Genomic DNA, 24,783 nt, shown 5'->3' with positions numbered 1-24,783 from the left:
GCGATAAAATGTTCTCTAAGTCAAAACACCGCGTCTGATCTGGTCTTCCTCGATGGATTCAAACAGAGCGCGGAAATTGCCTTCTCCGAAGCCTTCATCTCCCTTGCGCTGGATGAATTCAAAGAAGATCGGACCGATCACGGTTTTTGAGAAAATCTGCAGCAGGATTTTTGTCGTGCCGCCATTCACCACGCCTTCTCCGTCAATGAGGATGCCGTGGGCTTTCATGCGGTCAACCGGTTCGCTGTGGCCATGAACACGGTCGAATGACTGATCGTAATAGCTCTCCGGGGGCTTCGGCATAAAGCGCAACCCATTGGCGGCCAGCGTATCAGTGGCATCATAAATGGTCTCGGTGCCGGCCGCGATGTGCTGGATGCCTTCGCCATTATATTTCTTCAGATATTCCTCGATTTGACTTTTGTCATCGGTGGATTCATTCAGCGGAATGCGGATCTTTCCGCAGGGCGAGGTGATGGCCCGTGACACCAGGCCGGTCAGCTTGCCCTCAATGTCAAAGAAATGGATCTGTTTGAAATTGAACAGGGTGCGGTAGAAATCCCACCATTTGTCCATATTGCCGCGAAACACATTGTGGGTGAGATGGTCGAGATAATAAAAGCCAACGCCGTCCGGCTTGGGGTCGCGCGCAGCAGTCCATTTAAATTCCGCGTCATAGACCGAGCCTTTGTCACCATAAGTATCGATGAAATAAAGCAATGACCCGCCAATGCCGATAATGGCCGGTGCATCGAGAACCTTGTCGTCGCCCAGATATTCCTGTGCCCCATTTGCCAGCGCATGCTGCAGGGCATGGCCGGCATCCACCACCCGCCATGCCATAGACGGCGCACAGGGTCCGTGTTTTTCGACAAAGCGGCGGCCAAAAGAGGCTGGTTCGCCATTGACAAGATAGTTGATATCTCCCTGGCGCCACAATGTGATCGCCCTGGTCTTGTGCTTTGCAACTCTGGAATAGCCCATTCTGGAAAACAGCTCTTCCAGCACAACCGGGTTCTCATGGGCGAACTCGACAAATTCAAAGCCGTCCGTGCCAGCCGGATTTTCCGTGCTGATCTCGGCGATCGTATCATGTGGAAACGGTCCCATTTTAATCCCCTGTCGTGAATACTAAATGCAATAATAACGCAATATACATGCGTTTATATTGTAATATATGCCGAAAAAAACTAGATTAACGGAAAATACACGCAGATATTGGGAAATTATGCAGGAAACAGGCATAGATAAATTTGACCGAAAGCTTCTGGCAGCGCTGCAGCAGGATGGCCGGCTTACCAATGCCGAGCTGTCCGAGCGGATAAATCTGTCAGCGTCACAATGCGCCCGGCGCCGCGTCAGGCTGGAGGAAGCCGGCTGGATTAAATCCTATCATGCCGTGCTGGACCGGGAACGGCTTGGTTTCGGGCTGATCAATCTGATTTCCGTGACATTGGCGACTCACAACCGGGACAGTGCCAAACAATTTGCCGAGTTGATCATGCGTCTGCCGGAAGTCATGGAAGCGCACGCTCTGACGGGTGAAATGGACTACATGCTGAAGGTTGTGACCAGGGATCTGAAAGGCCTGTCCAGTTTCGTCAATGATTATCTGTTGCCCCATGATGCGGTGCAAAATGTCAAAACGTCGATTGTTCTGGATACCATCAAAGAGGGTGGCGGCCTGCCCCTGTGAGCGGAGCTTTGGCGCGACGATCAGAAGCCGCAGTCCCATCGCCGGATCATCACAGCACTGGATGGTTACAAAAACACTTGTCATGCTGCTGATTTTTGGGCTCTGTTATTCACCGCGTGACGGTGTAAGCTGAATAGCAGATTTGAAGCCGGACTGCACGCCAGGCCAGAGGAGCCGGTCGCACGATTGGCGGCCAAAAACACAATTCAAAGAGGAGGACAATTATGCTGAACCGCCGATTTCTTATCAACACTTTAGGTGCTGCCGCGCTTGCCGTGACAGGACTTGCAGCCGCGTCATCTGCGGGCTTTGCGCAGGAAGTCACGTTGCGCCTGCATCAGTTTCTGCCGCCCCAGGCGAATGTGCCGAAGCAGATTTTGTTCCCCTGGGCAGAACGGGTGGAAAAAGCCTCTGGCGGACGCATCAAGATTGATATTTTTTCAGCCATGGCGCTGGGCGGCACGCCGCCTCAGCTGATCGATCAGGCCCGCGACGGAGTGGTGGATATTGTCTGGACGCTGCCGGGTTATTCGCCGGGCCGGTTTCCGCGCGCTGAAGTGTTCGAGCTGCCCTTCATGATGACCAATGCCGAGGCGGTTTCGCGCGCCTACTGGCAGCTATATGAAGATGAAATGAAGGATGCCGATTTCAAGGATTTCAAGATCCTCGGTGCCTGGGTTCACGGCCCCGGCGTGATTCACGCCAAAGGCAAAGGTGTGCGCAGCCTGGCCGATATGAACGGCAAGAAACTGCGTGGACCGACACGGGTCATCAACGACATGCTGAGCGAGGCCGGAGCGACGCCAGTCGGCATGCCGGTACCGGCCATTCCGGAGGCCCTGTCAAAAGGCGTCATCGACGGAACCGTGATTCCCTGGGAAGTGACACCGGCGCTGAAAATTGCCGAATTGGTCAACACCCATACGGAAATCGGAGGTGATCGCGCGCTTTATACAGCCACTTTTGTGCTGGCGATGAACCAACAGCGTTACGCGGCCTTGCCGGATGATTTGCGCAAAATTCTGGATGACAATTCCGGTCTGGAATTCTCCGCTCTGGCGGGCCGTACCATGCAGGAATATGATGTGCCGGGCCGGAAAATTGCCGAAGAATCCGACAATGAAATCGTTGTCATTGAAGGCGATGCTCTGGCCGAATGGCAGGCGGTCGCCGCTCCGGTGGTGACGCGCTGGATTGCCGAAATGGATGCCAAAGGCATTGACGGGCAAGCGCTGCTCGACAAGGCCAGGGATCTGATCGACAAGAACTCGATGTAGCTGGCATTGGACATTGCGGTCGCAGCAGCGGCCGTGGTGTCAGGCCTGTAGCGCGCTGTCATGACGATCCTTATTGCAGGCGCCGGTATTGCCGGTCTGACCCTTGCCCTGACCTGCCACCAGCTTGGATTGCCGGCCCGCATATTTGAACGGTCTAAATCATTGCAACCGCTTGGTGTCGGCATCAATCTGCAACCCAATTGCGTGCGTGAACTGTTTGATCTTGGTCTGCAAGCCGAGCTGGAAAAACTGGGACTGCGCACCAGTCAGGTGGCCTATTTCACAAAATACGGCCAGCCGATCTGGTCGGAGCTGCGCGGTCTGCATGCGGGCAATAACTGGCCGCAATATTCGATCCACCGGGGCGAGTTGCAAAGCCTGCTTTACAGGATTGCAGCGGACCGGTTGGGTGCTGACGCTATTGTGACCGATGCCGCGCTGGTTGAATGCAAAACTGATGCAGCCGATGTCTGTGCCGTGTTCCAATCTGCGGGTGGTGTGGTGCGGTGCGAAAAGGGCAGCGTGCTGATCGGCGCAGACGGAATCCATTCAGCATTACGCCGCCAGTTCTATCCCGAAGAAGGAGCGCCGATCTGGGGCGGTGCCGTGCTGTGGCGTGGCACCAGCGTTGCCAGGCCGTTCCTCGACGGCACGACGATGGCAATGATCGGCCATGAATTTCAGAAATTTGTCAGCTATCCGATCAGCACGCCGAATCCGGCCAGCGGTGCGGCGATGATCAACTGGATTGCCGAATTGAAATTCGCGCCGGACCGGTCCTGGCGCAAGGAAGACTGGAACCGGGCCGGCAATCCGGACGATTTTCTGCCGGCATTTGAGTCCTGGCAGTTTGACTGGCTGGATGTTCCGCAACTGATCGGAAAATCCCGGGAGGTTCTTGAATATCCGATGGTTGACCGCGATCCCCTGCCACAATGGAGTTTCGGCCGGGCGACGCTGATCGGAGATGCAGCCCATGCGATGTATCCGATCGGCTCGAACGGGGCTTCGCAGGCCATCATTGATGCCCGCATATTGGGGCTCAGTCTGAAGCAGAATGGCCGCACCGGCGCGGCTCTGGCGCATTATGAAACACTGCGGCGGCCACCAACCAACGCCATTGTTGTTGCCAATCGCGGCAATGGCCCGGATCAGATCATGCAACTTGTCGAGCAGCGCAGTGGCGGCGAGAAGGTTGATCCCAAGCTTGTTATTTCCCGGGAGGAGTTGCAAGATCATGCCTCGCATTACAAATCCCTGACGGGCCTGAGTATTGACGCATTGAACGCCAGGCCGCCCATCATCGACCCCGCACTGGCGGCTCATTCCTATCAGAAGTGATGCACAGTAATGTATGCAGTCCTGAACCGTGCGGTCTATGCTTTGAGCCTCCTGTTTGCTTTGCTTGGGGGTGCGGTGCTGATTGTGTTGACATTGCTGACCGTCGCCAGTGTCAGCGGCCGGGCTCTGATCCCGCTTGGTCTTGGGCCGTTGCCGGGCGATTTTGAACTGGTCGAAGCGGGCGTGGCGTTTGCGGTATTTGCCTTCCTGCCATGGTGCCAGCTCAATCGCGGCCATGCCAGTGTGGAAATTTTGACCCAGTTCCTGCCCACTGGCTTCAACCGCTTTCTGGATGTGGTGATTGATCTGCTGATGCTCGCGGTGGCGGTGCTGCTGTTCCGCCAGCACTATCTGGGCACGGTGGACAAGACGCTTTACGGCGAAACCACTTTCATTCTGCAATTTCCGATCTGGTGGGCCTATGCGGCGGCGCTGTCGGGGGCGCTGGTGTTTGTGCTGGTGGCAGGGTTCTGTCTGTGGCGCAGCATCACAAGCCTGTTCCGGCCGGAGGCAGCGGCGTGAGCGATGTTGAAATCGGGCTGTGGTCGTTTCCCGTTCTGCTTGGCCTGATTTTTCTCAGAGTGCCGATCGGATTGTCGATGCTGCTGGTCGGGCTGGGCGGCAGCTACGCCATCAACGGCACAACCCTGATGGGATTTGCGCAACTGAAAAACCAGACCTACGGCACCTTCTCCAGCTATTCGTTGTCGATCATTCCGCTGTTTCTGCTGATGGGCCAGTTTGCCACATTAGGGGGCCTGTCGACGGCGCTGTTCAAGGCCGCTGAAGCCTGGCTTGGCCACCGCAAGGGCGGTGTTGCGATGGCAGCAGTCGGAGCCTGTGCCGGGTTCGGAGCGATTTGCGGCTCTTCGCTTGCCACTGCCGCCACAATGGGGCAGGTGGCGCTGCCGGAACTGAAGCGCTATGGCTACTCGCCGGCCTTGTCGACCGGTGCGCTGGCTGCGGGTGGCACTTTGGGAATTCTCATTCCGCCATCGGTGATTCTGGTGATTTATGCGATTCTGACCGAGCAGAACATTGCCAAACTGTTTGTCGCTGCGCTGCTTCCCGGCCTGCTGGCGGCTTTGGGATATATGATCACCATCGCAATTTATGTCCGGGTTGATCCGCAATCTGGCGGCGTGCGCGCAAGAATGGCCTATGGCGCGCGGTTCCGCGCATTGGTGCCGGTGTGGCCGGCATTGCTGGTTTTCCTGGCTGTGGTAGGCGGAATTTATTTGGGTATTTTTACGCCAACAGAAGCGGCCGCAATCGGGGCATTCGGCACCGGACTGATTGCCCTGTTCAACCGGGGATTGACATTTGCCAGCCTGAGGCGGGCGATCCTCGCCACAGCGTCATCAACCGGAATGATTTTCTTCATCATTCTGGGCGCCGCCGTTTTCAACGGATTTCTGGCACTGTCGCAACTGCCGCAGGAATTGGCGCTGTATGTGCTGGATCAGGGCATCAGCGCCTGGACGGTTCTGTTTGGAATTCTGATTCTCTATCTGCTGTTTGGCTGTGTCATGGATTCCCTGTCGATGATTCTGCTAACAGTGCCGATTTTTTTCCCAATTGTGTCGGGTCTTGATTTCGGCATGAGCACCGAGGAGTTCGCGCTCTGGTTCGGTATCCTGGTGCTGATCGTCGTAGAAGTCGGGCTGATCACGCCACCAGTTGGGATGAATCTGTTTGTGATCAATTCGATGGACAAGACGACGCCAATGTCCGCCACCTATCGCGGCGTGCTGCCGTTTGTGCTGAGCGATATTATCCGGGTCGGAATTCTGCTGGCGTTTCCGCTGATCACTCTGGCGCTGGTGCGGTTGTTGTATTAGACCGTTTCCCGATTGAGTGTAGTCAGGAAAAGCTCCAGCGGCGAGCGCGACAAGACTTGCCACCAATCTGCATTCTATCTTATGGATGGCGGTTCCAGGATACTGCCGGCTACACATACTAACGTGCTTGAGAAACAGGATCATCAACGTCGTGCCGGATCATTCAGATGACAGCGCTGGCAGTTGCTGCCCGCACCGCAGCGGAACGTCCCCAGCTCCGGTTGCAAGCTCTCATGATCTATCGGTGTTTGAAACGGCACCGCCGCCACGGATCTCAATTGAAGGCGGTATGGCGCAAATCGGCACCGACAAGATCGTCATCGCTGAGGATGAAGAAGGCCCGCCACGCAGTGTCACTGTGAAGGCGTTTCAAATTGATGCGACGACTGTCACTAATCAAAGGTTCAGACAATTTGTTGATGCAACCGGCTATGTGACCGAGGCCGAGCGTTTCGGTTGGTCTTTCGTATTTTACACGGATGTGCCGGAAGACATCACACAGACTCAGGGTGTTTTGCGAACGCCATGGTGGCGGCGTGTGGATGGCGCGGACTGGCGGCGTATCAACGGACCGGAAACCGAGCAGGCCTGGCATCCCGATCATCCGGTCGTTCAGGTCTCCTGGAATGATGCCAACGCCTTTGCCCATTGGGCCCAGGGTGAATTGCCATCCGAGGCGCAGTGGGAACATGCGGCGCGCGGCGGGCGTGACAATGTTGAATATCCCTGGGGCAACCGGGCGCCGGATGATGATGCGTTCCAACCCTGCAATATCTGGCAGGGGCGCTTTCCGGAAACCAATAGCGGCGCTGACGGCTATTTAAGAACCGCTCCGGCGCAGTCCTTTGCGCCAAATGATTTCGGGCTCTACAATATGTGCGGGAATGTCTGGGAATGGACCCGCAATCCGTACAGGCTGCGGTCTTTACGCAAAAGTGCCAGAGCGCGGGAGCGTGCAATGGCCGGGTACAAGATTTCCAAAGGCGGCTCATTTATGTGCCACGTCAGCTATTGCTTTCGCTATCGCATTGCCGCCAGAAACGGAAACTCTCCTGACAGTACATCCCCGCATCAGGGCTTCAGACTGGTTTATCCCGGATAAACCCGATCGTGGGTCACCAAAACAGGAAAGCCCGCCGACAGGGTCGGAGGGCTTTGAAAGGTGGAGCATCAGCTCTGGTCAGCTCTGGCATGTCGCGATTATTATTATTGTTCTTGGCGGCTTGGTCCGTCTGATTGCTCAGCTGCGTATTCAGTTTTGGTGCTCGGATCCCGCCGCCCGGCCCAAGAGCAAACTCTAGGGGCGAACAATGTAAAGGCGGCGAGATCCTTGCCGCAACAAGCGTGCTGTTGCGCTGTTCCGGCTTATTTGCCGGACAGATCCAGGGCCAGGCCGGTAAAGCCGGGGGTCATGGCATCTGGCGAGCTGTCATTGGCCGGGTTGTAAACACCGGCACTGGCAGCAGAAGCGCCAAGAACGATTGAACTGAGGATCAGGATAGGTGCTGCGATCTTTGAGAATGTCATTGTTTTATTCCTTGTTTTTGGTCGACATTTAATCTGGTTTGAACCGGGTGCCGCTGGCTTCATCAACTTTGGGAGGAAAGCTGGCGAGAGCCATCGGCATCCGGTTCGGGGAAGGGATCAGCTGATCCAGCTTATTTGCCGGACAGGTCCAGAGCCAGGCCGGTAAAGCCGGGGGTCATGGCATCAGGCGAGCTGTCATTGGCCGGGTTGTAAACACCGGCACTGGCAGCAGAAGCGCCAAGAACGATTGAACTGAGGATCAGGATAGGAGCTGCGATTTTACGAAAAGTCATTTTCTTATTCCTTGTTATTGGTTTTCGTTAATTTGGTTTGTTGCGAGTGGTGAATGCCTCTCGATGACGATGATTTAGGGAACTGTATTTGCAATTTAAACAGGGACAATCCGTTCGCTCAGACTGAACATTCACAGCGCCGTGAGAGCGCTTTGGCACAATGGCGGAGTTCTGCGGATGCCGATTTCCCAGCTCACGGAAATGCCAATCAGCCTCACCATTGTGTGTAGTCCCGTGACAAAACCGTGTCTGGAAACAGCGGTGAAAAATTGCGGACTTGGTCAAAAATTCTGCCCGCTGCAACGTTTTTCAGGCCAGACACGGCTTGGATGCAGTGCGGATGTTGGATGTCAGTGGCCCGCTAGAATGGATTCGATCTCGGCGATCGGATGGTTGGTCAGCGTTTTATCAACCTCGCCGATGATTTTTTCAGTGACTTCCTGATGAAGCTCATTGCGAAGGTCGCCAAGCGTGGCGGGCGGTGCGACAATGATCAAATGATCGAAGCGGTGTTTGTGCGCCTGCCGGTAGAGAATATCCGACAATTCATGGGCAAATCTGGTTTTCTCCAATTTGTGCCAGTCGGTGTCCTCCACAGCACTGCGATGCGGACCTGGTCCATCATTGAGCCGGCCGGGGCGGTTGGCTGCCTGTTCCCGATTGGGTGGATTATCCTGATGTTCCTCGCGGAACACTTTGAGATGGGGATAGACCTCGTCGCCCTCATTGTACAGAAACAGCGCCTTCTCTCCGTCGGCAACGACGACCCAGGCTTTGTGCGGTATGTCAAAATGGCTCATAAGAATCTCCTTACCAGTGATCAGCGGGTCCGATCTGACATGGGCCGGACTGCGTTGTTCAGCAGTCAGGCACAAAAAGCCGCCGACCCACCCGTTTCAATATCAAGCGGCGTGACGTTCGTGTTCGCCTTCTTTGGTGATGAAATTACCGTCCGGCGTCGCCACATGAACAGTAGCCTCAGCGTCTCTCAGTTTGTTCAACGGAACTTCAAGCTCTGATTGTTCAAAGCAGAGAGTGCACATGATCAGGATTTTTGATTGATTCATTTTTGGTATCGTCTGATCCTTTCTTCTAATTGAATGGGCTCAACCCGGTGGACCTTGAGAAGTTCCAAAATTCCGCGAACATGAAAAATTGTCAAATCTGCTCCTGCCCGTGCTGTAAAAAGGTATCCGCGTTGCGCGTGAAAAAACCGGCATCCGTGCAGCAAGATAAAGAAGTTTATGCCGTGCTGGAACCCAGATACTCTTGCCCGGTTGGTCAAAGAGGCTATTTGCCTGTCGGTTGCCGCAGTTGAAATTCTGGAAATGCAAAACCAGAGACGGGCTGCACTGCAATCCGGTTAGTTCTCAGCAAGGCGTAGCGGAATGATCGTTTGTCACCCTGTTTAGAAGGATATGGAATGTTTGACTGGATAACAGCCTTGCTGGAAAACTCCGGCTATCTTGGAGTTGCGGCATTGATGTTTCTGGAAAATGTGTTTCCGCCGATTCCTTCTGAAGTGGTGATGCCGATGGCCGGGTTTCTGGTGCAGCAGGGGCGTCTGAATGCACTCGGTGTGGTTCTGGCCGGAAGTCTGGGTTCGCTGGCCGGAGCCTATGCCTGGTACTGGGCGGCCATGCGCATCGGCAATCGACGTCTGAGGCGCTTCATCCGCCGCTACGGGCGCTGGCTGACATTATCAGAAAGCGATCTGGATAAAACCATCAGCTGGTTCGCGCGCCATCAAAACCGGGCAGTGTTTTTCGGCCGCATGGTCCCTGCGGTTCGCACGCTGGTTTCGGTTCCTGCGGGCTTTGCGCGGATGAACATCGGCGCGTTTTTGTTGTTCACCCTGGCCGGCACTGTGATCTGGGTCGCGGTACTGAGCGGCGGCGGCTATCTGCTTGGCCAGCAATATGAGCTGGTGGCAGACTGGCTCAATCCGTTGTCAAATCTGGTGATCGGCGTGATCATTGCCATCTACATCTACCGGGTCGCAACCGGCAAGGCGAAGTGCGATTGAGGCCGCTCTCAATTGAAAATTCTCTGCCAGTGCGTCCAGCATGCCAGTGCGTCCAGCATGCAGGTCCAACGAGCCCGCGCCGTGGCCGGAGGTGTGTGAACGGAACCAATGACGGGTTGTCCGCATTGACCCGTAGACGGGCAGAAAAACCCGTCAGTGGCTGGCGAGGTGCCCTATGCTGCAGTGAATGAAGCATCATCGTGAGAAGCGCCAGCAAATCGCAGCCCAACCGAATTGCAAAAGAAAATGGAGATTCCTATGCCCAGTCAGGACGTGAAAGCGAAGATCGAAGTGATCATGAGTGATGCCAGCCTGTCGGTTGATGATAAAGTCCGCCGTTTGGAGAGAATGTATCAGGACGTGCGCGAGGAAATGCGCGCGGCGACGGAGAGCAGTATGGTGACTGACGATGACATCGGGGATGAACTGCAGGATATTGAAAAAGCGCTGGATAAACTGAACCATCACCCGGATTCTATCGAAGACAGCGGTGCTGCGACGCTGTAGTTCGTTTGCTTTTTATGTGTATTTGAGGGGTCCGTGCAAATCGCTAAAAAGCGGATTGCGCCGATCTTTGTTCGATATAAATGTGGCCGGGCATCATCAATGCCCGGCCACATAACTAACTGCTGGTTCCCGGAATGATCGCACTATCAGATATAGCCGACCGGTGGTATTCCCCAGTAATCAGTGAGACGACCGCCATAGGCCGTATCGTTCCAGTCGGGTTCTCTGTTGACTCCATAACGCGGCGCATCTTCGAGGCGCTCCCGGTCGATGTCGACGCGATAGCCACCCTTGTCGATATCATATTTCAAACTCTTCCACGGAACCGGGTGGTATTCTTCGCCGATACCGAGAAAACCGCCGAATGACATAATTGCAAATTGCGCTTCGCCACTGTACTTCGACAGGACGATATCGTCGATCTCGCCCAGATGCTCATCCTGGAGGTTATAAACCTTGGTACCCCTCACTTTTGAGGCGGGAATATTGCTGGCTGCTATGTTTATATCAGACATGTCTACTCCTTTAGGATTTGAAGTTGGTCACGTCCTAATAACGGTTTCGAAGGTGCGAGGGTTCCAAAGTTTTCCTGAAATTTCCCGGCAAATACCGGTGCATTTGAGCTGTGGCGATGCCTGTCACCGGGTCTGACAGTTGCCCTAACCGGAGACCGGTTCACCGCCATTGAAATGCGATATCGGTCCGGTCATGTAACAGGGATTTTCGCTTGCCAGAAACCGGAAAGACGGGCCGGGCGCGATCCCATTGAGCGTATCCGGCGACACGCATGCTTCGACGTCACCGCGGCCTGACCAGGGTCATAATGGAGCGCCTTTTCGTGGCAAAATTGATCGGCAGGTCCGGATCGATCGGCAGTCAATTTTTTCGGAGATGCTGCTCTGCGGCGGTGTCGATGACGACAGCCAGCCGCGAGAATCCTGCAGCGGCGACGGGAGGCAGCCATCTGCTTCCCGCCGGTCGTTTTGGCCGACCGTCGCCGCAAGACTTTCAGCTTATGTCAGGCCAGGGCTACCAGACCGAAGATTGCAAGCAGGAACAGAATGAGGACGATCCCGATCAGTATCTTTGCGCCAGTCAGTGCCGCACCCGAAAGACGTCCAAACCCCAACAGGCCGGCGATGGCAGCCACCACCAGCAAAATAAGAATCCATTTTATCATGATTATTTCCTTACAATGAGTTGCCGGACAATAACGAGGCAGCAAGAGCTAAGGTTCCATGATCCTGTTGGATCACGTCGCATGTCAATAGACAGAATAGTTGTGATTGTCAGTCAGGGCAGAAGCTGCGGTTGCTGAGGAGCTGTTTCAACTTGGGTCTGATGGCGGGTTTTTGGGTGCTCTGTGGTGAACAGAATGCGGCTGATGGCTCGCCAGACGGGCATAGAGAGCAGCGCCCGGCGCTGCGCTCAAACCGTGCAGTACGGCGCTGATCCAGACCGCGTTGATGGCTATATTAAGAACAGGACCCGACAGGTTCGGATCGATATCGGGCACAACCAGCAGCGCAAAAAGTGCAGTGGCAAGACCTCTGGGACCGAACCAGCCAAAAAACAGACGGGTGCCGGGTCCGGCGTCCGTCCCGATCAGCGAAAGATACACTGCCAGCGGTCGCACCACAAACAGACTGACCATGATCAAGGCGAATACCGGCCATGTCAAAGCGTTGATCGCCTCCGGTACCAGGGCCAGCCCGAGCAGAAAGAAGGCGCTCCATGAAAGCAGCTGGCCTTCACTTTCGGTAAATTCATAGACGAATTTGCAGCGGCCCTTGACAACATGGCCGAAGGCCAGTCCGGCGACAAAGGCGGCGATAAAGCCGTTTCCGTCAATCGCGGTTGCGCCCATATAGGCAGACCCGGCCAGCGCCAGTGCGCCGATGCCCTCAAATGTTTCAGACGTGGTGTCATGGTCCTTGGCCCAGATCAGCAGCCTGCCGCCGACCAGACCGGCAAAGGCACCGATCAATGGTCCGAATATCAGTTGTTTGGCGCCAAATACCAGCCATTCGGTGCTGCTCTGGTCGGCAACGCTCATGGCAAGGCTGGCAAACAGCAAAATTGCGGGCAGGGCCAGCCCGTCATTCAGGCCGCTTTCTACCGAAAGAGCCCGGCGCGCGCGTTCGGGAACCACCGGGTTGGTGACCACAGCTTGGCCCAGCGCTGCATCGGTTGGCGTCAGAATGGCCGCTACCAGAGCGACACCCAGAAGCGGCCAGCCCGGCAGAAACGGCCATGCCGCCAGCGTGCCGATCACAAGCGACAGCGGCAGCCCTGCGATCAACATGCGCTGCGGCCAGATATGATGCTGGCGCAAGGTCGTCAGGTTGATCTGGGCGGCATCGAGAAACAGCAGAACGATCAGCGCGATTTCCGCAACAATGTGCAGCACTTCCTCTGCCCCGGCCTGCGGCATGGTACCGGTTGTCGACAGCACATAGCCGAAGGCCATGAACAGCATCGGTGCTGTCACCATGGTGGTGGCGAGACGTTTCGCCAGCATGGAAAACGCAATGGTGAACAGTGCCAGAAGAAGCAGACCGGTCATTGGCAGAATATATACCGCGTTGGATATTGGGGAAGTCGGTTGGCGGAGTGTGGTCCGGCTTTGCGATGACCGCAAGGCCGTTCCTGCCTTATGTATGTGCGAGCGTGGTTATCTGCGCCGCAGCGAACTGTCTCTGATCAGCAGTTTTGGCTCAATGTGGTGAATGGTTTGCGCAGTGGCATCCGGTTCTATGGACAGCAGATTGAGGATCACCTGTGCCGCGATTGTGCCGATGCCGGTGGCGCTGACGTCAATTGTGGAAATTGGCGGAAAGGCCTGTGCAGACAGATCGTAGGCACCAAAACCGCCAATCGCAATGTCATCAGGGATGGTCAGGCCGCGGCGCTGGCACTCTGTCATCGCACCAAAGGCTGACAGATCGGAGACACACAAGACCGCCTCGGTGTCGGGCCAGAGCTGCAGCAAAGAACGCATTGCACTGGCGCCATCGCGCATGGTGATGGGCGGTAATTCCGCTGCGCTGATGCGCTCGTCGGTCAGGCCGTAATTCCGCATCGCAGTTACGAAACCGCGGCGTCGGTCCTGACCTCTGGTATCACGTGAAGGATGGCCGCCAATATAGCCGATTTTGCGATACCCCTGCTGATAGAAATGATCGACCATCAGCCGCGCCGCTTCAGCATTGGAAAACCCGACAACCTGGCCGATCGGCTGTTTTGGCAGATCCCACATTTCCACCACCGGGACACCACATTTTTCCAGCATGCGCCGGCACCGCTCGGTGTGTGCTTCGCCGGTGACAATTATGGCTTCCGGCCGGCGGCGCAAAAACTGTTCGACCAGCCGTTCCTCCTCCTCGATATCATAATCGGTATAACCAAGCAGAACCTGCAGGCTGGTGTTGCGCAAAGCCTGGGTCAGGCCGCGCAGCGTATCGGCAAAATTGGCATTGTTGATCGAAGGAATGGTGACTGCAATGAAACCGGTGCGGCGCGATGACAGTCCGGCGGCGGTGCTGTCCAGCACATAGCCGAGTTCGTCAGCTGCCTTGCGGATTTTCTCACGGGTTGCGGTGCTGACAGATGTGTTTGGCTTCAGGGCCCGCGAGACAGTCATGGGTGACACGCCAGCGCGGCGGGCCACATCCATCATGGTCGGTTGTTTTGTATTTGGAGCCATTGAGTTGAGTTCGGAGGGTTAGCGATTGTTATCGATATCAAATAGCACGGTTCCGCGCGCTCACCAATGGCGCGCCCGATCAGACTTTGACCGGAAACTCACTTGCCGATGTGACGTGGTGGTGGATGCGCCCGTCAAAATAGCGCTCCACTAGAATGCCGGTGACTTCGCGGGATTTGAAGCGGGCCTCGCAGGACAGTGCCCGTTCCATGGCGGCCTTGTCCGGGTAGCTGATGGCAAGGATCAACGGGAACTCGGGCGCGCCTTCATCACGCTCCTCGCCAAACATCACGCGCACTTCCACAGCGCCGTCGAATGTCGTCCAGAGCGGCACAAGATTTTCGTTGACAAAGGATCTGAATGCCGGGGTCTGGCCTTCTTTCACAGTGCCTTCGAACAGGGCGTATCGGGTCAACATCGGCGATTTCCTTCCAGATTTCATTGGCGGCATAACAAGTGTGTATCAGGCGCCGGGGCCTTCGAAATATTTCATCAAAGCAGCATTGTCGGCGCTGCCATGACCGGCCGAAACCAGCAAACGGTGAATTTCGGCGCAGACCGCTGTCAGTGGCATCGGGGTGCCGGTCAGCCGGGCAAGATCCTGAACGCCGTTCAAATCCTTGACCATATTGCTGATGCTGCCGGACGGGGTGTAATCCTTGAGTGCCATTTTCGCCATATACTCCTGCAGAATGGCGCTGTCAGCACGGCCACCGGCGATGGCTCCGGGAATTCGGACGGCATCCACACCGGCATCAAGCGCCAGTTGTGTTGCCTCGGCAACGGCAACAAAATTCAGCGCGCACAGCACCTGATTGATCAGCTTCGTGGTCTGGCCGGCACCGCTGGGCCCCATCAGGGTGAAATTGGCGCATAAATGCTCCATCACCGTCTTTGAGCGTTCAAAATCATCTGAATTTCCGCCAGCCATGACGGTCAATTCGCCAGCAATCGCCTTTGGTGCGCCACCGGACAGGGGGCAGTCGAGCCAGCCAAGCGCTCGCTCCGCCGCATCGCCAGCCAGGATTTTGGTGGATTCGGGATCAATCGAAGACATGTCGATGATCAACGTGCCGGCGCGCGCGCCAGCTGCAACACCTTCGGTGCCGAACACGGCACTGCGCACGATTTTCGGGGAATTCAGGCTGAGAATGACAAAGTCCGAGGCCTGTGCCGCCGCGGCAGCCGTGGGCGCGGCGTTTGCCCCCTTCGCTACCAGGGCGGCAATCCTGTCCCGGTCAAGATCGTATACGCTGAGCTGATTGCCGGTTTCCAGCAGCCGCGTGCCGATGGCACTGCCCATTACGCCGGCACCAATCAGTGCCACCTTATTTGTCATTGAAGTCCCTTTCATCGCCACTCGCTTTAAGGGCGGCCATTGCGCGGGCGACAATGGCGTCAACCGGCGCATCAATTTCCACAGTCACCGCGTCTTCATCGGTGCCTGGCGGCTCCAATGTTGCAAACTGGCTGTCGAGCAGGCTGAGCGGCATGAAATGTCCGGTGCGTGCATCCATCCGTGCCCGGATCAAGTCCCGGCTGCCGGAGAGATAAACAAAGCAGGTTCTCTCGCCCGCCGCTTTGGTAATGCACTCCCTATAGGCCCGTTTCAGTGCCGAGCAGCCCCCGACCACAATGCCGTCGCGGTTGTGCATTTCCCGGCCAAAACGCTCCAGCCATGGCCAGCGGTCGTCGTCGGTCAGCGGCTCGCCCCGGCTCATCTTGGCGACGTTTTGCGCCGGATGATAAGTGTCGCCATCAAGGTATAAACCGCCGAGTTTTTCCGCCAGCGCTTCGCCAATGGAGGATTTTCCGCAACCGGCAACACCCATCACAACAAACAGGCGCGCCATGGCGGGTGCGGAGGTGTCAGAGCGAGGCAGTGATGCCTCCATCGACATAAAGGGTATGACCATTGACGAAACTGGAGGCAGCGGAACTGAGGAAAATACAGGCCCCGACCAGCTCCTCGACATTGCCCCAGCGCCCGGCAGGCGTGCGTTTTTCCAGCCATGCGCTGAAATCAGGATCGGCCACCAGCGCCGCATTCAGCGGCGTGTCAAAATAACCCGGCGCGATGGCATTGATCTGAAGCCCGCGTCCGGCCCAGTCGGTGGCCATGCCCTTGGTCAGATTGCCGACCGCGCCCTTTGTCGCCGTGTAGGGCGCAATGCCGGGCCGGGCCAGCATGGTCTGGACAGAGGCAATGTTGATGATCTTGCCGGAGCCGCGTTTGATCATGTGTTTGGCAACGGCCTGGCCCACATTGAAGACCGTGGAAATATTGGTGTGGAGCAGACGTTCGAATGCTTCAGGCGGAAAATCTTCCAGCGGCGTGCGGTGCTGCATGCCGGCATTGTTGACGAGAATATCAATCGGGCCGGTTTCGGATTCAAAACCATCAACGGCGGATTTGGCGGCGGCGTGATCGGTCGCATCAAAGGCGAGCTGGTGGACATTGGGTCCGATTGTCTCCAGCCGGGACGCAGCGTCGGCAATCCGGCTAGGGTCGCGGCCATTGATAATAATATTGGCCCCCGCTTCGGCTAGTCCTTTTGCCAATGCGAAGCCGATTCCCTGGGAAGACCCCGTCACCAGGGCAGTGCGCCCGGACAGATCAAACAGCTTCATCGCATCGCTCACGCCACAGATCCTTTTTATCTCGACAGAATTTTAGACTTTTGTATATGGTACCGATAACATCTTCAAGAGTCTCAATGCGGAAAATGCACATGAATACGCCAGCGATGTTTTTCAGACCTCAGGGTGAACAAAGCTTTCTGACCCATGTCTCACAGATTTTCCGAGGCTGGACAATGCGTGGCTGCAGCCGCATCATGGTTGCAGCACAGCGGAATCCCTGTCCATCAGGTTGAGATCCCAACCCTTCAAGGAAAACAGAACACAATGCGCGCAATTGTCATTCACAAAGCCAGGGATCTTCGCGTCGAAGACCGCGCCGAATCAGCGCCCGGAGCCAAACCCGAAGCTGGACAGGTGCAGATCAAACTGGCGACCGGAGGCATCTGCGGGTCCGATCTGCATTATTATAATCACGGCGGTTTCGGGCCGATCACGCTGAAGGAACCGATGGTGCTGGGCCATGAGGTCTCGGGATTTGTCAGTCAGATCGGCGAGGGCGTCACCGGTTTTGAAGTCGGCGATCTGGTGGCAATTTCGCCGTCGCGCCCCTGCGGCCATTGCAAATATTGTGCGCAGGGTCTGCGCAATCATTGTCTCAATATGCGGTTTTACGGCTCCGCCATGCCATTTCCACACATCCAGGGTGCGTTTCAGGAAAGCCTGATTGCCGAGGCCAGCCAATGCGTCAAGGCAAATGGCCTGACGCCGGGTGAAGCCGCTGCCGCCGAGCCGCTGTCGGTGACGCTGCATGCGGTGCGGCGGGCCGGTGAAATGCTGGGAAAAAAGGTACTGATTACCGGCAGCGGACCGATCGGAACCCTGTGTATTCTGGCGGCCAGAGCTACCGGTGCTGCTGAAATTGTCGTCACCGATCTGTCCGATCCGGCTCTGGCCTACGCCAAAACAATCGGGGCCGACAGGACCATCAATGTTGCAACCTCTGGAGATGCGCTGGAGGACTATCATCCCGACAAGGGCTATTTCGATGTATTGTTCGAATGCTCGGGGGCGGCACAAGCGCTGGCCGCCGGCATTGCGGCGATGCGACCACGCGGTGTCGTCATGCAGCTTGGACTTGGCGGCGACATGAATCTGCCGATGATGCTGCTGACGGCGAAAGAGCTTGATCTGCGCGGCTCATTCCGCTTTCACGAGGAATTCGCCACAGCAGTGCAATTGATGCAAAGCGGCCAGATTGATGTGAAGCCGCTGATCTCACATACATTTGCGATTGAGCAGGCGGTTGAAGCGTTTGAAATCGCGAGCGACCGGGCGCAATCAATGAAGACCCAGATCGAGTTTGCAGCAAGCGCATAGACGCGGCAGCGATCTGCAGATTCAGCCATACGATCTGTGGCATCGGGTCAAATATGCTCTATAGAATTTTGCTGGAAGCGACGGATTTGATAGTGATGGCATCTTCGCAGCAGAAAGAAACAACAAAGATCGGTTCGCATGGCGTTTTTTGAAGTACTGGACAAATCCTTCGTCAGTTTTGTTATGGGAAACGCGACGCTCAAACAGATCGCGACCGGGTTTGACTGGGTGGAAGGCCCGGTCTGGTTCGGTGATGCCAATTGTCTGCTGTTTTCCGATATTCCGAACAACCGGATCATGCGCTGGATACCGGGTCTTGGCACCAGCGTGTTCCGGGAACCCTCCAACTTCGCCAATGGCCATACGCGGGACCGGCAAGGCAGGCTGATTTCCTGCGAACACGGGGCGCGGCGGGTGACACGCACCGCGCATGACGGGTCCATCACTGTGATTGCCGACAGTTTTGAGGGCAAGCGTCTCAACTCGCCGAATGATGTGGTTGTCAAATCGGACGGGACGATCTGGTTCACCGATCCGCATTACGGGATCATGACAAATTATGAGGGCCAAAAATCGCAGCAGGAACTGCCCTGCCAGGTCTACCGGGTGGACCCGGATGCCGGTACGATCGAAGCAGTCCTGACAGATTTTGCCTGCCCGAACGGGCTGGCCTTCTCGCCCGATGAAGACCGGCTTTATGTGGCCGATACAGGAGTGATTTTTGACGACAGCGCCGAGCGCCATATTCGTGTGTTTGATGTGGGGCCTGACAACCGCCTCAGCGGCGGCGAGGTGTTTCATACCATTTCGGTGGGCTTTGCCGACGGGTTCCGGCTCGACAGGGATGGCAATCTGTGGTCGTCAGCGGCCGACGGAGTTCACTGCATCAATCGCGACGGCGAGTTGATCGGCAAGATTCTGGTGCCGGAACTGGTTTCGAATGTCTGCTTTGGCGGCCGGGCAAAGCATCAGCTTTTCATCACCGCCACCACCAGCATCTATATGATCAGCCTCAACCGTGAAGGTGTGCAGCGGCCTTAAAATGATTCATTTCGGCTTTGCCGGCAGGGTGGCGACGAAGCTGAGGGCGAGCCCTATCCATTGTTTCAGTGTCTCCGGATCACAGGCTCCTTCATCGACATAGACAAAGCCACGCATGGGCCGCCCGCCCTGATCCATTATGCGCGCTGCCGGCCGCCGCAGCGCTTCGGCCTGATTGTCTTTGCCGACCCGGAACAGAAAGCGGCCTTCGCCGCTTTTCTGGCGGCTGGCACAGCCCAGCATGTTTCCATCAAGGAAAAAGCACACCGCGCCCATCATGCGTTTTTCGGAAATGCCGGCCATCCCTCCAACGGCGCGGCGAAAACGTTGGTTCAATTCTTCATCATAGGCCATGGCCGGGTTTATTCTCCATCAAATTTCGGCAGGGGTCGGATGGGATTGTATTATGTCAACTATACGATCCCATCCGACCCCTGCCACGGCTATTTTTGCATGCTTTCATAGGTAATGAGCGCAATTTGCGCGCCCTGCGGATCTGCGATCGTGCTGACGCGGCCAACGCCGGGCATGTCGGCCGGTTCGCTGACGATCGTGCCGCCGGCTTTCTGGGCCCGCTCAACACAGGCATCCACATCGTCAACGGTTACGAAAATTGTCCACGCGCCTTGGCTTTGCGGCATCGGGGAAAAGCCGCCGATCGGCTGCTGACCAATCATGATGGCCGGATAGCTGGTGCCATCCTGCATCGGCAGATCGCCGATCGTCCAGCCGATGGTGTCGCGGTAGAATTTCATGGCAGCAGCGCTGTCCGGGCCGGCATGCCCGATCCAGCCGGCATTGCCGGGTGTTGTCATTGTCAGTTCGCTCATAATGTTCTCCCTTAGCGGATCATCTGCACAGCGCAGAGACCAGAGGACGGATCAGGCCGAGAGAATCCGACAGCCTTAGGAATTTTTTTCGCAGGCCATGATTTTATCCTTCAGAATGCGGCGCTCCGCTGCCGTCGGATTATGGCGCAAAGCCGTCTCATAGGCAGCTTTTGCTTCGGCGAATTGCTCCAGATCAAACAAAAAGGCGGCGCAGACCGCGTGATACCAGCGATAGGTCTGAAGGTCTGCGCCTAGAGGTCGCAACATGGCGAGGGCCGCCTCCGGCCCTTTGATTTTCTCTACCGCGACAGCCTGATTGAGGCGGATGATCGGTGTGGGTTGAATGGCGTAAAGCAGTCCGTAGAGCCGCACCAGTTCGTGCCAGTCGGTGTGCTGGGCTGCCGGCGCAAGGGAATGCACCGAGGCGATGGCGGCCTGAAGCTGGAACGGGCCGGAGGGGCCGCGGCGCAGAGCTTTTTCCAACAAGACGCGCGCCTCGGCAATCATCGAGTGGTCCCACAGGCGGCGATCCTGATCGTCCAGCGGTACCAGATTTTGCTCCGCATCGAGACGCGCATCGCGCCGGGAATGCTGAAACAGAAACAGTGCCAGAAGTCCCATCAGATCGCCGATTCCGGGAAACAGCTCGAGCAGCAGACGGGTCAGGCGTATGGCTTCCTCGCATAGTGGCTGCTTGATCTGAATCTCGCCGGAACTGGCTGACCAGCCTTCATTAAACAGCAGATAGAGCATCAGGCAGACGGTCTTCAGACGCCTGCCGCGCTCGGTCATATCCGGTGTTTCAAAAGAAATATCTGCGGTGGTCATAGTGCGCCTGGCCCGTGTCAGACGCTGTTCCATTGCCTTCGGCCTGACCACGAAGGCACCGGCAATCTGTGCGACCGACATGCCGGCAATCGTTTTCAGAGCAACAGCCAGCTGGTCCTGGGGCGACAGAGAGGGATGACAGCAAATAAACAAAAGCCGCAGCACATCGTCGCGCAACCCGTCATTGTCGAGCTGCTCGGCATACAGATTTTCCATGTCTTCCGCGTCGGTCGGGGGAAGTGTCAGCTCGCAGAGACGCTGGTTTTTGCGAATGATGTCGATGCCGGCATTGCGGCCGACTTTCAACAGCCAGGCCAAGGGATCGTTCGGCATGCCACTGCGCGGCCAGGTCTGCAGGGCGCGGACACAGGCATTGGCAAACGCTTCCTCGGCCAGGTCAATATTGCGGAACTGGCGGGTCAGCGCGGCTAGGGCCTGGGGCCGGATACCGGCAAATCTGGCCTGCAGCCAGGCATGCTGTGTCACTGCTGCGCTCCAAGCACGCCGCCAGCCCATGCCACCGGACGGATTTCAATGCTGACATAGGGCGAGGTGATTTTTTCAGCAAATGATATGGCTTCTTCCAGCGAGTCGAACTGCGCGACATAAAAGCCAGAAAGCGTTCTTTGGTTTCGGCAAACGGACCGTCCATAAGGGTGGGTTTCTGGCCGAATTCGGCAACCGGCCGCAAGGTCACCGCACTGGTGGTGGGCATTAGTTTGGCAGTTCCATAGGCACCCCGTTCCTGCAATGCGGCCTGCAGTTCATAATGGCTTTGCATGGCTTCCTGCTGTTTTTCCGGCGGCAACCGGTCAAAAGTTCCTTCCGCTCCGTAGATCAGAATTGCGTATTCCATCATGCGCCTCCTGCGTCTGGCCAATTCTTCCAGGACGATTGCCGGGCGCCGATTCCGACACCCGCGCAAAAATAAAAATTGCAGCTTGCTTCAGTCTCCGATTGTGCGACGCTTTTGTCCAGAATTGCTGAATCCGCATCACTTGAATTTACTCCGGGAGGCCAATATGGATTTGCAGAAACCCGTTTCCAGAGACGAGTGGCTGGAGGCCCGCAAGGCTTTGCTGTTACGTGAAAAAGCCTTGACCAAGGCGCGCGATGAGCTCAGCGCATTGCGGCGCGAGATGCCGCTTTGTCAGGTTGAGAAAACCTACAATTTTCAGAGCGAAGAGGGCCGTGAGACATTGCGGCAATTGTTCGGGCCGCACCGGCAGCTCATCATCTACCACTTTATGTTCGGCCCGAACTGGCATGAAGGGTGTCCCAGTTGCTCTTTCTGGGCAGATGGTTTTGAAGGGATCGATGTCCATCTGGCGGCGCGCGATACGGCCTTCGTTTGTGTTTCTAATGCGCCACTGGACAAGCTACTGGCCTACCGCGCGCGTCTTGGCTGGCGTTTCAAGTGGGTTTCGGCAGCGGACACAGGCTTCAGCCCTGATTTCGCTGTGAGCTTTCATGATGGCGATCAGAGCCTGTCGGCCACAGGATATAATTATTCCGGCACATTTTCTGCTGACGAGCTTCCTGGGGTCAGCGTTTTCATTCGCGACGGTGAAACCGTGTTTCACAGCTATTCGACCTATAGCCGCGGTCTCGACATGCTGAATGGTGCCTATCATTTTCTCGACCTGACGCCGCTGGGGCGGCAGGAGGAAGATCTGGACTGGTCGATGGCCTGGCTGAAGCGCCGCGACGCCTATGACTGAGTTGCCCGGCCGGAAGTCAGTGATCAGGCGATGGCCGGTCTTCGCATCCGCAGATGGGCAGCGAACAGTCCGGCAAATCCGGCCAGCGCAACCATGTGCCACACAGTGGGCAGTGGCCACAACAGCGTTGCTCCAACGAGCAGAATTGCCAGTCTCATGACCGGGTCGAGCGGATTTTCCCAATGGCCTTCAATGGCGGCACCAATGGCCCAAAGACCGAACAGGGCAAAGATCGTGATTTCCAGCATGGTGGCCCAGTCCCCTGCCAATAGCGGGGTGTAAGCAAACAGCAGCGGCACCAAATAAAGCCCCTTGGCAATTTTCCAGGCGGAAAATCCGGTTTGCATGGGTGGTGATTTGGCAATGGCAGCAGCGGTAAAGGCGGCCAGACAAACCGGTGGCGTGACGTTGGAATCCTGGCTGAGCCAGAACACAATCATGTGGGCCGATAATAAGGCTGCCATCAGAATTGATGGATCAAACAACAAATCATATAGCAGAACCAGCGTTTCCAGCGGCAGCGATGCCATGATTTCGGCCGCGGCCTGTTGTGACATCGGGGCCGACAAGGCGGCGAGTTGCTCGGGCACGGCAATCATGAACACGGCTTTCGCGGTTTGCGGAACCTGGCCGGCGATCAGAAGATCGGTAATCTGCGATTGCAGAATGAGCTGATACAGGGCCGGCGCAGACAATGTGCCCAGCACGATATAGGCGGCGGTGACCGGCAGACCCATGCCAAGAACCAGCGAGGCCAGCGCCACCAGCACCAGAGCCACCAGCAGATTGCCGTCGGCCCAACTGGATATCATGATCGAGAAAGTGTTGCCGATGCCGGCGGTGGCTATGACATTGACAATAAGCCCGACCGCGGTCAGTAGGATTGCGGTCATGATCATGTTGCGCGCGCCCAGTTCAAGCGCCGCGAAAATTGCTTTCGGGCCCATGCGGTGGGGGGTCAGCCATGATGCGGCGATACAGGCCAGAATGGCGTAGCCGGCAGCGTAGGTCGGCGTGTAGCCGCGCACCAGCAAGGTGATCAGAAGTGCTACCGGAATGATGAAGGACGGGGCTCCGCGTTTGAGGACATCAAGCAGGGCCGGTGTGTCATCTCCGGAGATCAAATCCGCATTGGTGCGTTTGGCGTCTATCCGGACAAAAAAGGCTACCGTGGCAAAATAGAGTAGTGCTGGCAGCGCGCTCATCGCGACAATATGGGTGTAAGGAATTTGCGTCGCAGCGGCCATGACGAATGCGCCCGCACCCATGATCGGCGGCATCAACTGCCCGCCGGTGGATGAGGCGGCTTCAACACCGGCGGCAAATTTGGGGGCAAAGCCGGCTCGTTTCATCAAAGGAATGGTGATCACCCCGGTCGATGCCGTATTGGCGACCGCCGAGCCGGAAATGGTTCCGGTCAGTCCGCTGGCCAGTACCGCGACAAATCCGGGTCCGCCGACCGTGCGTCCGGCCACAACGCGGGAAATATCGATGATGAATTCGCCGGCACCGGATTTCAGCAGGAAGGCGCCAAAAATGATGAACATGAAGACAAAGGTGGATGAGATGCGGGCAATCGAGCCGAACAGGGCATCATCGCCATAGATTGAGCGGAACATCAGAGTTTCGGTCGACAGGCCGCGAAACGCAAAGATGCCGGAAATATGCGCGCCCCAGAAGCTGATATAGGACAGAGACAACACGATCAGGATCGGAATGATCCAGCCGGTGGTGCGGCGGGTGAATTCGATGGCACCGAGAATAACCACGGTGCCGGCAATCCAGTCCATAGTCACCAGACGGACGCCGCGATCGTAAATGCCATCTTCCGCATAGACCAGATAGAGCGCTGCCAGACCGACCGCGAGGCCAAAGCCGATATCAAGTGCCCTGACCAGTCCGTGACGCGCCCAGCTGTGTGCCGATATCGGCGAGACCAGAGCACACAGCACAGCAAAGCCGCCGAAATGAATGCCGTTCTGCCAGAGCGTCGAGACATTGCCGAACGAATTCATCCATAAATGGCTGACAGACAGAGCAACAGCCAAACCGGATATGGCCCATTGCAGAGCTTTGCTGCCGGCCCGGTTCGGGGTGGCCGGCAGATCATTCCGGGTATGCGTTTCGGCGCGCATCATTCGCCTCATCTTGCGCCAGCGCTGCGGTCCCGGGAAAGGCGTGCCTTTACC

At 56.6% G+C, this 24,783-nt stretch carries 29 protein-coding genes; 11 read left to right on the top strand and 18 right to left on the bottom strand.

Features of this window, described 5'->3' with window-relative positions:
• Positions 1-15: 15 nt before the first annotated feature.
• Complete coding sequence (hppD, locus tag RAL88_RS10970) at positions 16-1,110, bottom strand: 4-hydroxyphenylpyruvate dioxygenase (protein ID WP_306269505.1); 1,095 nt, start codon at positions 1,108-1,110, stop codon at positions 16-18.
• Positions 1,111-1,228: 118 nt separating this feature from the next.
• Here hppD and RAL88_RS10965 point away from each other — a divergent pair, with 118 nt between their 5' ends.
• The 6 genes from RAL88_RS10965 to RAL88_RS10940 all read left to right on the top strand — a co-directional run bounded on the left by RAL88_RS10965 (position 1,229) and on the right by RAL88_RS10940 (position 7,257).
• Positions 1,229-1,696, top strand: coding sequence for an Lrp/AsnC family transcriptional regulator (locus tag RAL88_RS10965; protein ID WP_306269503.1), 468 nt, complete (start codon positions 1,229-1,231; stop codon positions 1,694-1,696).
• A 224-nt stretch (positions 1,697-1,920) separates the two neighbouring features.
• Positions 1,921-2,973: a TRAP transporter substrate-binding protein gene (locus tag RAL88_RS10960; RefSeq protein ID WP_306269501.1), complete on the top strand. Its 1,053-nt coding sequence runs from the start codon at positions 1,921-1,923 to the stop codon at positions 2,971-2,973.
• A gap of 60 nt (positions 2,974-3,033) precedes the next feature.
• Positions 3,034-4,314, top strand: coding sequence for a flavin-dependent oxidoreductase (locus tag RAL88_RS10955; RefSeq protein ID WP_306269500.1), 1,281 nt, complete (start codon positions 3,034-3,036; stop codon positions 4,312-4,314).
• A 9-nt stretch (positions 4,315-4,323) separates the two neighbouring features.
• On the top strand, positions 4,324-4,836 hold the full coding sequence (locus RAL88_RS10950; protein ID WP_306269499.1) for a TRAP transporter small permease: 513 nt from the start codon (positions 4,324-4,326) through the stop codon (positions 4,834-4,836).
• Positions 4,833-6,155 carry a TRAP transporter large permease gene (locus tag RAL88_RS10945; protein WP_306269497.1) on the top strand — a complete coding sequence of 441 codons (1,323 nt, stop codon included), beginning with the start codon at positions 4,833-4,835 and terminating at the stop codon, positions 6,153-6,155. The genes RAL88_RS10950 and RAL88_RS10945 overlap by 4 nt, the downstream gene beginning before the upstream one ends.
• A 151-nt stretch (positions 6,156-6,306) precedes the next feature.
• The gene (locus RAL88_RS10940; RefSeq protein WP_306269496.1) at positions 6,307-7,257 is read left to right on the top strand and encodes a formylglycine-generating enzyme family protein; all 951 of its coding nucleotides are present in this window, start codon (positions 6,307-6,309) and stop codon (positions 7,255-7,257) included.
• 263 nt (positions 7,258-7,520) lie between these two features.
• Here the strand turns inward: RAL88_RS10940 and RAL88_RS10935 are convergent, their stop codons facing one another.
• The 4 genes from RAL88_RS10935 to RAL88_RS10920 form a co-directional block, all read right to left on the bottom strand.
• On the bottom strand, positions 7,521-7,682 hold the full coding sequence (locus RAL88_RS10935; RefSeq protein ID WP_306267982.1) for a hypothetical protein: 162 nt from the start codon (positions 7,680-7,682) through the stop codon (positions 7,521-7,523).
• Between the two features lie 131 nt (positions 7,683-7,813).
• A complete protein-coding gene (locus RAL88_RS10930; protein WP_306267984.1) occupies positions 7,814-7,975 on the bottom strand; it encodes a hypothetical protein in 162 nt (53 codons plus the stop codon).
• A 350-nt stretch (positions 7,976-8,325) separates the two neighbouring features.
• On the bottom strand, positions 8,326-8,775 hold the full coding sequence (locus tag RAL88_RS10925) for a host attachment family protein (RefSeq protein ID WP_306269495.1): 450 nt from the start codon (positions 8,773-8,775) through the stop codon (positions 8,326-8,328).
• A 102-nt stretch (positions 8,776-8,877) separates the two neighbouring features.
• Positions 8,878-9,042 (bottom strand): hypothetical protein, encoded by a 165-nt coding sequence (locus RAL88_RS10920; protein WP_306269494.1) that lies wholly within the window; start codon positions 9,040-9,042, stop codon positions 8,878-8,880.
• Positions 9,043-9,398: 356 nt separating this feature from the next.
• Between RAL88_RS10920 and RAL88_RS10915 the strand changes: the two genes are divergently transcribed.
• Both RAL88_RS10915 and RAL88_RS10910 read left to right on the top strand, forming a co-directional pair.
• Complete coding sequence (locus RAL88_RS10915) at positions 9,399-10,001, top strand: DedA family protein (RefSeq protein WP_306269492.1); 603 nt, start codon at positions 9,399-9,401, stop codon at positions 9,999-10,001.
• Between the two features lie 258 nt (positions 10,002-10,259).
• Entirely contained in the window at positions 10,260-10,508 is a 249-nt protein-coding gene (locus tag RAL88_RS10910) for a hypothetical protein (RefSeq protein ID WP_306269491.1), read from the top strand.
• 146 nt (positions 10,509-10,654) lie between these two features.
• Here RAL88_RS10910 and RAL88_RS10905 read toward each other — a convergent pair whose 3' ends face one another.
• From RAL88_RS10905 to RAL88_RS10870, 8 genes are all read right to left on the bottom strand, one after another.
• Positions 10,655-11,023 carry a PRC-barrel domain-containing protein gene (locus tag RAL88_RS10905; RefSeq protein ID WP_306269489.1) on the bottom strand — a complete coding sequence of 123 codons (369 nt, stop codon included), beginning with the start codon at positions 11,021-11,023 and terminating at the stop codon, positions 10,655-10,657.
• A 503-nt stretch (positions 11,024-11,526) separates the two neighbouring features.
• Positions 11,527-11,688, bottom strand: a complete 162-nt coding sequence (locus RAL88_RS10900) for a DUF1328 domain-containing protein (RefSeq protein WP_306269488.1) — start codon at positions 11,686-11,688, stop codon at positions 11,527-11,529.
• Between the two features lie 147 nt (positions 11,689-11,835).
• Entirely contained in the window at positions 11,836-13,074 is a 1,239-nt protein-coding gene (locus RAL88_RS10895) for a sodium:proton antiporter (RefSeq protein ID WP_306269486.1), read from the bottom strand.
• Positions 13,075-13,182: 108 nt separating this feature from the next.
• The gene (locus RAL88_RS10890; RefSeq protein WP_306269485.1) at positions 13,183-14,214 is read right to left on the bottom strand and encodes a LacI family DNA-binding transcriptional regulator; all 1,032 of its coding nucleotides are present in this window, start codon (positions 14,212-14,214) and stop codon (positions 13,183-13,185) included.
• A 79-nt stretch (positions 14,215-14,293) separates the two neighbouring features.
• Complete coding sequence (locus RAL88_RS10885; protein ID WP_306269484.1) at positions 14,294-14,632, bottom strand: hypothetical protein; 339 nt, start codon at positions 14,630-14,632, stop codon at positions 14,294-14,296.
• Positions 14,633-14,677: 45 nt separating this feature from the next.
• The gene (locus tag RAL88_RS10880) at positions 14,678-15,553 is read right to left on the bottom strand and encodes an NAD(P)-dependent oxidoreductase (protein ID WP_306269483.1); all 876 of its coding nucleotides are present in this window, start codon (positions 15,551-15,553) and stop codon (positions 14,678-14,680) included.
• On the bottom strand, positions 15,543-16,067 hold the full coding sequence (locus RAL88_RS10875) for a gluconokinase (RefSeq protein WP_306269482.1): 525 nt from the start codon (positions 16,065-16,067) through the stop codon (positions 15,543-15,545). Before RAL88_RS10875 ends, RAL88_RS10880 begins: the two co-directional genes overlap by 11 nt.
• A gap of 16 nt (positions 16,068-16,083) precedes the next feature.
• Entirely contained in the window at positions 16,084-16,845 is a 762-nt protein-coding gene (locus RAL88_RS10870) for an SDR family oxidoreductase (RefSeq protein WP_306269650.1), read from the bottom strand.
• A 276-nt stretch (positions 16,846-17,121) separates the two neighbouring features.
• Between RAL88_RS10870 and RAL88_RS10865 the strand changes: the two genes are divergently transcribed.
• Complete coding sequence (locus tag RAL88_RS10865) at positions 17,122-18,174, top strand: L-idonate 5-dehydrogenase (protein WP_306269480.1); 1,053 nt, start codon at positions 17,122-17,124, stop codon at positions 18,172-18,174.
• A gap of 138 nt (positions 18,175-18,312) precedes the next feature.
• On the top strand, positions 18,313-19,215 hold the full coding sequence (locus tag RAL88_RS10860; RefSeq protein WP_306269478.1) for an SMP-30/gluconolactonase/LRE family protein: 903 nt from the start codon (positions 18,313-18,315) through the stop codon (positions 19,213-19,215).
• 6 nt (positions 19,216-19,221) lie between these two features.
• Here the strand turns inward: RAL88_RS10860 and RAL88_RS10855 are convergent, their stop codons facing one another.
• From RAL88_RS10855 to RAL88_RS10840, 4 genes are all read right to left on the bottom strand, one after another.
• Positions 19,222-19,569, bottom strand: coding sequence for a TfoX/Sxy family protein (locus tag RAL88_RS10855; RefSeq protein WP_306269477.1), 348 nt, complete (start codon positions 19,567-19,569; stop codon positions 19,222-19,224).
• A gap of 89 nt (positions 19,570-19,658) precedes the next feature.
• Positions 19,659-20,045: a VOC family protein gene (locus tag RAL88_RS10850; RefSeq protein ID WP_306269476.1), complete on the bottom strand. Its 387-nt coding sequence runs from the start codon at positions 20,043-20,045 to the stop codon at positions 19,659-19,661.
• Between the two features lie 75 nt (positions 20,046-20,120).
• Positions 20,121-21,359: an RNA polymerase sigma factor gene (locus tag RAL88_RS10845; protein WP_306269473.1), complete on the bottom strand. Its 1,239-nt coding sequence runs from the start codon at positions 21,357-21,359 to the stop codon at positions 20,121-20,123.
• Complete coding sequence (locus tag RAL88_RS10840) at positions 21,271-21,729, bottom strand: YciI family protein (RefSeq protein ID WP_306269471.1); 459 nt, start codon at positions 21,727-21,729, stop codon at positions 21,271-21,273. Before RAL88_RS10840 ends, RAL88_RS10845 begins: the two co-directional genes overlap by 89 nt.
• 166 nt (positions 21,730-21,895) lie before the next feature.
• Here RAL88_RS10840 and RAL88_RS10835 point away from each other — a divergent pair, with 166 nt between their 5' ends.
• On the top strand, positions 21,896-22,594 hold the full coding sequence (locus RAL88_RS10835; protein ID WP_306269469.1) for a DUF899 domain-containing protein: 699 nt from the start codon (positions 21,896-21,898) through the stop codon (positions 22,592-22,594).
• Between the two features lie 23 nt (positions 22,595-22,617).
• Here RAL88_RS10835 and RAL88_RS10830 read toward each other — a convergent pair whose 3' ends face one another.
• Positions 22,618-24,729, bottom strand: a complete 2,112-nt coding sequence (locus tag RAL88_RS10830; protein WP_306269467.1) for a TRAP transporter fused permease subunit — start codon at positions 24,727-24,729, stop codon at positions 22,618-22,620.
• Positions 24,730-24,783: the final 54 nt, after the last annotated feature.

The organism is Pararhizobium sp. IMCC3301, from assembly GCF_030758315.1.
In the GTDB taxonomy this organism is placed as follows: Bacteria; Pseudomonadota; Alphaproteobacteria; order Rhizobiales.
This window is presented reverse-complemented; position numbering and strand designations above follow the sequence as displayed.

Excerpts from the sequence above, each read along its gene's own strand:
- hppD (WP_306269505.1), bottom strand. The coding sequence starts at position 1,110 with ATGGGACCGTTTCCACATGATACGATCGCCGAGATCAGCACGGAAAAT.
- RAL88_RS10965 (WP_306269503.1), top strand. The coding sequence starts at position 1,229 with ATGCAGGAAACAGGCATAGATAAATTTGACCGAAAGCTTCTGGCAGCG.
- RAL88_RS10960 (WP_306269501.1), top strand. The coding sequence starts at position 1,921 with ATGCTGAACCGCCGATTTCTTATCAACACTTTAGGTGCTGCCGCGCTT.
- RAL88_RS10955 (WP_306269500.1), top strand. The coding sequence starts at position 3,034 with ATGACGATCCTTATTGCAGGCGCCGGTATTGCCGGTCTGACCCTTGCC.
- RAL88_RS10950 (WP_306269499.1), top strand. The coding sequence starts at position 4,324 with ATGTATGCAGTCCTGAACCGTGCGGTCTATGCTTTGAGCCTCCTGTTT.
- RAL88_RS10935 (WP_306267982.1), bottom strand. The coding sequence starts at position 7,682 with ATGACATTCTCAAAGATCGCAGCACCTATCCTGATCCTCAGTTCAATC.
- RAL88_RS10930 (WP_306267984.1), bottom strand. The coding sequence starts at position 7,975 with ATGACTTTTCGTAAAATCGCAGCTCCTATCCTGATCCTCAGTTCAATC.
- RAL88_RS10925 (WP_306269495.1), bottom strand. The coding sequence starts at position 8,775 with ATGAGCCATTTTGACATACCGCACAAAGCCTGGGTCGTCGTTGCCGAC.
- RAL88_RS10920 (WP_306269494.1), bottom strand. The coding sequence starts at position 9,042 with ATGAATCAATCAAAAATCCTGATCATGTGCACTCTCTGCTTTGAACAA.
- RAL88_RS10915 (WP_306269492.1), top strand. The coding sequence starts at position 9,399 with ATGTTTGACTGGATAACAGCCTTGCTGGAAAACTCCGGCTATCTTGGA.
- RAL88_RS10910 (WP_306269491.1), top strand. The coding sequence starts at position 10,260 with ATGCCCAGTCAGGACGTGAAAGCGAAGATCGAAGTGATCATGAGTGAT.
- RAL88_RS10905 (WP_306269489.1), bottom strand. The coding sequence starts at position 11,023 with ATGTCTGATATAAACATAGCAGCCAGCAATATTCCCGCCTCAAAAGTG.
- RAL88_RS10900 (WP_306269488.1), bottom strand. The coding sequence starts at position 11,688 with ATGATAAAATGGATTCTTATTTTGCTGGTGGTGGCTGCCATCGCCGGC.
- RAL88_RS10895 (WP_306269486.1), bottom strand. The coding sequence starts at position 13,074 with ATGACCGGTCTGCTTCTTCTGGCACTGTTCACCATTGCGTTTTCCATG.
- RAL88_RS10890 (WP_306269485.1), bottom strand. The coding sequence starts at position 14,214 with ATGGCTCCAAATACAAAACAACCGACCATGATGGATGTGGCCCGCCGC.
- RAL88_RS10885 (WP_306269484.1), bottom strand. The coding sequence starts at position 14,632 with ATGTTGACCCGATACGCCCTGTTCGAAGGCACTGTGAAAGAAGGCCAG.
- RAL88_RS10880 (WP_306269483.1), bottom strand. The coding sequence starts at position 15,553 with ATGACAAATAAGGTGGCACTGATTGGTGCCGGCGTAATGGGCAGTGCC.
- RAL88_RS10875 (WP_306269482.1), bottom strand. The coding sequence starts at position 16,067 with ATGGCGCGCCTGTTTGTTGTGATGGGTGTTGCCGGTTGCGGAAAATCC.
- RAL88_RS10870 (WP_306269650.1), bottom strand. The coding sequence starts at position 16,845 with ATGAAGCTGTTTGATCTGTCCGGGCGCACTGCCCTGGTGACGGGGTCT.
- RAL88_RS10865 (WP_306269480.1), top strand. The coding sequence starts at position 17,122 with ATGCGCGCAATTGTCATTCACAAAGCCAGGGATCTTCGCGTCGAAGAC.
- RAL88_RS10860 (WP_306269478.1), top strand. The coding sequence starts at position 18,313 with ATGGCGTTTTTTGAAGTACTGGACAAATCCTTCGTCAGTTTTGTTATG.
- RAL88_RS10855 (WP_306269477.1), bottom strand. The coding sequence starts at position 19,569 with ATGGCCTATGATGAAGAATTGAACCAACGTTTTCGCCGCGCCGTTGGA.
- RAL88_RS10850 (WP_306269476.1), bottom strand. The coding sequence starts at position 20,045 with ATGAGCGAACTGACAATGACAACACCCGGCAATGCCGGCTGGATCGGG.
- RAL88_RS10840 (WP_306269471.1), bottom strand. The coding sequence starts at position 21,729 with ATGGAATACGCAATTCTGATCTACGGAGCGGAAGGAACTTTTGACCGG.
- RAL88_RS10835 (WP_306269469.1), top strand. The coding sequence starts at position 21,896 with ATGGATTTGCAGAAACCCGTTTCCAGAGACGAGTGGCTGGAGGCCCGC.
- RAL88_RS10830 (WP_306269467.1), bottom strand. The coding sequence starts at position 24,729 with ATGCGCGCCGAAACGCATACCCGGAATGATCTGCCGGCCACCCCGAAC.